A 3,649-nucleotide genomic window follows, 5' to 3' on the forward strand; every position below is an offset into this window, starting at 1 on the left:
GCCCCATCTCCAGCCCCTGCTCGGGCACCCAGTGGCAGGCCAGCAGCAGCGTGCAGACGGTCTCGGTAATGAAGGCGAAGGCGACCACCAGCTTGACCAGGTCGCGGATGTCGCTGAAGGCGATCTCTCCCAGCGCCTCGCGGACCAGGTTCTGCTGGCTCAGCGGCAGCCGCGTTCCCAGCAGCAGCACCGTCAGCGCGGCGAAGGTCATGAAGCCCAGGCCGCCGACCTGGATCAGGACCAGTAACACCAACTGGCCGATGAATGTCAGGTCCTTGCCCACATCGATCACGCTGAGCCCGGTGACGGTGACCGCCGAGGTCGCGGTGAACAGGGCCTCGTGCCAGGCCAGGGGACGCGTCGCGCTGCCCGGAAGCCATAGCAGCAGAGCGCCGATGGCGCAGAGCAGCGCAAAACCGAGCAGCAGTATCTCCGGTGGCGAGAGCCTGATGACACCGCCGTGCGGGGCGCGACGGAAGGGCCGCTTGAGTCGTTGCCAGCGTCTCACTCGCACCCTCCACGGCGGCTTGCGTGGCTGGCGGGCGCCTCGAGGGCGTCTCGTGCAGAGGGATGAAGCGGAACGCTCATATCTGTTTGCCGATTTCGCGCAGCGCCTGCAGGTCGCCCATCAGGATCAGGCTGTCGCCGGCCTGGAGCGGGGTGTCGTCGTCCGGGTTGCGAATCACCTCTTTGCCACGCTTGATGGCGACCAGAGACAGGGCCTCGGGATCGATGGCGAGGTTGGCGACGCTGGCACAGTTCTCGATCAGACGGTCGGTGGTCTCGATCTCGACGATGAACTGGCGCTCGCCCAGCCGGATGAAATCGACCATGGCGTGATAGTTGAGGCTCTCCGCGACCCGCACGCCGACATCGTATTCCGGGTAGACGACCCGGTCGGCGCCCAGGCGCTTGAGCAACTTGTAGTGGGCATCGGAGTGAGCCTTGGCCCAGATCTCCTTGGCACCGAGCTCCTTGACGTGGAGCGTGCAGGTGACGCTGGCCTCGACGTTGTCGTCGACATCGATGACCACGACGTCGTAGGCATCCAGCGAGAGTTCGCCGAGCGCCTTCTCGTCGGTGAGGTCGGCGATCACCGCATGATCGAGCATGTCCGACATCGCGTCGACCCGGGTCTCGTCGGCATCGACCCCGAGCACCTGGTTCTGATGACGTTTCAGTTCACGTGCGACGGTACTGCCGAAATAGCCCAACCCCAGAATGGCGAAGTGCCGGGACATCGGAATCTCCTTGTCGTTCGACGCCGGTAATGCCGACCGGCGAGTGGGCTGGATCATCGCTGTGGGCCAAGCTTTGCACAAGCCCCGGCACCCTACCAACCACGACTTGGTCGCGCATGTCGCGCGTCGACGCTACAATCCTCCGCCGCAATCGCCCGCCCTGGGCGACTCCCTGCGCCGCACCCGGCCTCGATACGGGGCTGGCGTCTTCAGGCCGTCCACTGGAACGACGAGGAAGCATGACCGCAATCGCACGACCCAAGAATCTGTGGCTGGGACGCTGGGGCTTCGTCCTGGCGGCCACCGGCTCGTCCGTGGGGCTGGGCAACATCTGGAAATTCCCGTACATGACCGGCGAATATGGCGGTGGTGCTTTCGTCATGGTTTACCTGGTCTGCATCGCGGCCATCGGCGTGCCGGTGATGATGACCGAGATTGCGCTGGGGCGCAGAGGCCGGGGCAGTCCGGTGGACGCGATCCGGCGGGTGGCGCGGGAGTCCGGGCGCAGCGGGTTGTGGTCGGGGCTCGGCTGGATGGCGATGCTATGCGGATTCATGATCCTGTCGTTCTACGTCGTGGTCGCCGGCTGGGCCGTCTCCTATCTGTGGAAGTCGCTCAGCGGAGGCTTGACGGCCGACAGCGTCGAGGGCATGGCGGCCATCTTCGGTGCCAACAACGCCAACCCTTGGAATCTCGGCTTCTGGAGCACGCTCGTCACTGTGGCGACGATGGCGATCGTGGGACTGGGCGTCCAGGCGGGCATCGAGCGCAGCGTGCGCTGGATGATGCCCGGTCTGGTGGTGATGCTGGTGATCATGATCGTCTACGCGATCTTTTCCGGCAGCTTCGGCGCCGGCGTGCAGTTCCTGTTCGCCTTCGATCCCGGCAAGCTCACCGGACAGGCCATCCTGGCGGCGATGGGGCACGCCTTCTTCACCCTGTCGCTTGCCTCCGGCGCGATCCTCACCTACGGCGCCTACTTGCCGGCGGGCCAGTCCATCGGTCGTACCACGCTGATGGTCGCCATCTGCGACACCCTGGTGGCGCTGATGGCCGGGCTGGCGATCTTCCCGGTGATCTTCGCCAACGGCATGGACCCGGCGTCCGGCCCCGGCCTCATCTTCATGAGCCTGCCGCTGGCGTTCCAGCAGATGCCGCTGGGCGGGGTGATCGAGACGATCTTCTTCCTGATGCTGACCGTGGCCGCGCTGACCTCGGCCATCTCGATGATCGAAGCCACGGTCGCCTGGCTGAACGAAAGCCACGGCCTGTCGCGCGCCAGGGCGGCCTGGGGCGTCGGTATCCTGCTGTGGATCGTGAGTACGCTGGCGATGCTGTCGTTCAACGTCGGCGCGGACTGGAAGCTGGCGGGGCGTCACTTCTTCGACTGGCTGGATTTCCTGACCTCGCGCTTCCTGATGCCGCTGGGTGGGCTGGGAACGGCGTTGCTGGCCGGGTTCGTGCTGCGTCGAGAGAACCTCGAGGAGGAGCTTGGTTTGCCGTCGGCCATCCACGCCCTGTGGCGATTCACGATCCGCTATGTCTGTCCGGTGGCGATCGTGATGGTGTTCCTGGATGCCCTGGGTGCGCTGAATGCGGATTTCGACTGGCGCTGGCTGGCAATGGTGCTGGCCCTGGCGCTGCTCGCGGAGGTGGTTCTCGCCCGCCTGACGCGTCGGGCGTAAGCCTGGTGCAACGGTACGGGCGGGCGCCGAGGCCCGCCCGAAGGTCATCAGTCGTCGATCTCCCAGGTCACGCTCACGCCGGCGTCGATGCTGATCTCGCCGCTGCGGTACTCCGCCGCGCTGCTGCCGCTGCCACTGTCGGCTGCCGCGGCACGCATCATCATCTGCGGTTGATAGCGGGGCGCCGTGGTCTCTTCGATATTGACGACATCGCCCAGGTCGACATCCAGCGTATCGGCCATCATCTCGGCCTTCTGGCGTGCCCGCTCCAGCGCCTGCTTGAGTGCGCGATCGTCCGCCGCGTCGCTGTCCTGGAGCCCGTAGCTGACGCCGTCGAGAGAGTCGACGCCAGCGGCGGTCAGGGCGTCGAGCACGCGGGGCAGCCGGTCGAGATCGTTCAGCGTCAACGACACCGAACGTTCGACCTGGGTTCGCACCTTCGGCGGCGTGTCGTCATCGCCCCGATTGCCGGACTGCACGATGTCCGGGCGCACGCTGAGCGAGCCGGCACGGATCCGCTTGCTGTCGACGCCGGCGTTTTCCAGGGTCCGGATCAGCTCGCCGGTGCGGGACTCGAGCCGGTCCCGCGCCTCCTTGATGGCGTCGCTATCGCCCGAGGACTCCTCTCCCTGGACCTGGGCCGGCGTGCGCTCCCACAGTCGCGCATTCAGCGTCGCCTGATCCGGTGCGACATCGATCGTGGCGTTGGCCTGGACGTGGAGC

At 66.3% G+C, this 3,649-nt stretch carries 4 protein-coding genes; 1 reads left to right on the forward strand and 3 read right to left on the reverse strand.

Annotated features, from left to right (window positions below; translation table 11 throughout):
- Positions 1-508, reverse strand: a 508-nt coding sequence (locus tag Q0602_RS05285) for a potassium transporter TrkG (RefSeq protein WP_298839956.1), incomplete at its 3' end; no start/stop codon positions are given.
- 76 nt (positions 509-584) lie between these two features.
- Complete coding sequence (locus Q0602_RS05290; RefSeq protein ID WP_298839958.1) at positions 585-1,241, reverse strand: TrkA family potassium uptake protein; 657 nt, start codon at positions 1,239-1,241, stop codon at positions 585-587.
- A gap of 239 nt (positions 1,242-1,480) precedes the next feature.
- Between Q0602_RS05290 and Q0602_RS05295 the strand changes: the two genes are divergently transcribed.
- Positions 1,481-2,926, forward strand: a complete 1,446-nt coding sequence (locus Q0602_RS05295) for a sodium-dependent transporter (RefSeq protein ID WP_298839960.1) — start codon at positions 1,481-1,483, stop codon at positions 2,924-2,926.
- A gap of 47 nt (positions 2,927-2,973) precedes the next feature.
- On the opposite strand, the gene Q0602_RS05300 is transcribed toward Q0602_RS05295, so the two are convergent.
- On the reverse strand, positions 2,974-3,649 hold a 676-nt coding region (locus Q0602_RS05300), incomplete at its 5' end, for an SIMPL domain-containing protein (protein WP_298839962.1).

The organism is uncultured Salinicola sp. (assembly GCF_937921195.1).
Classification (GTDB): Bacteria; Pseudomonadota; Gammaproteobacteria; order Pseudomonadales; family Halomonadaceae; genus Salinicola.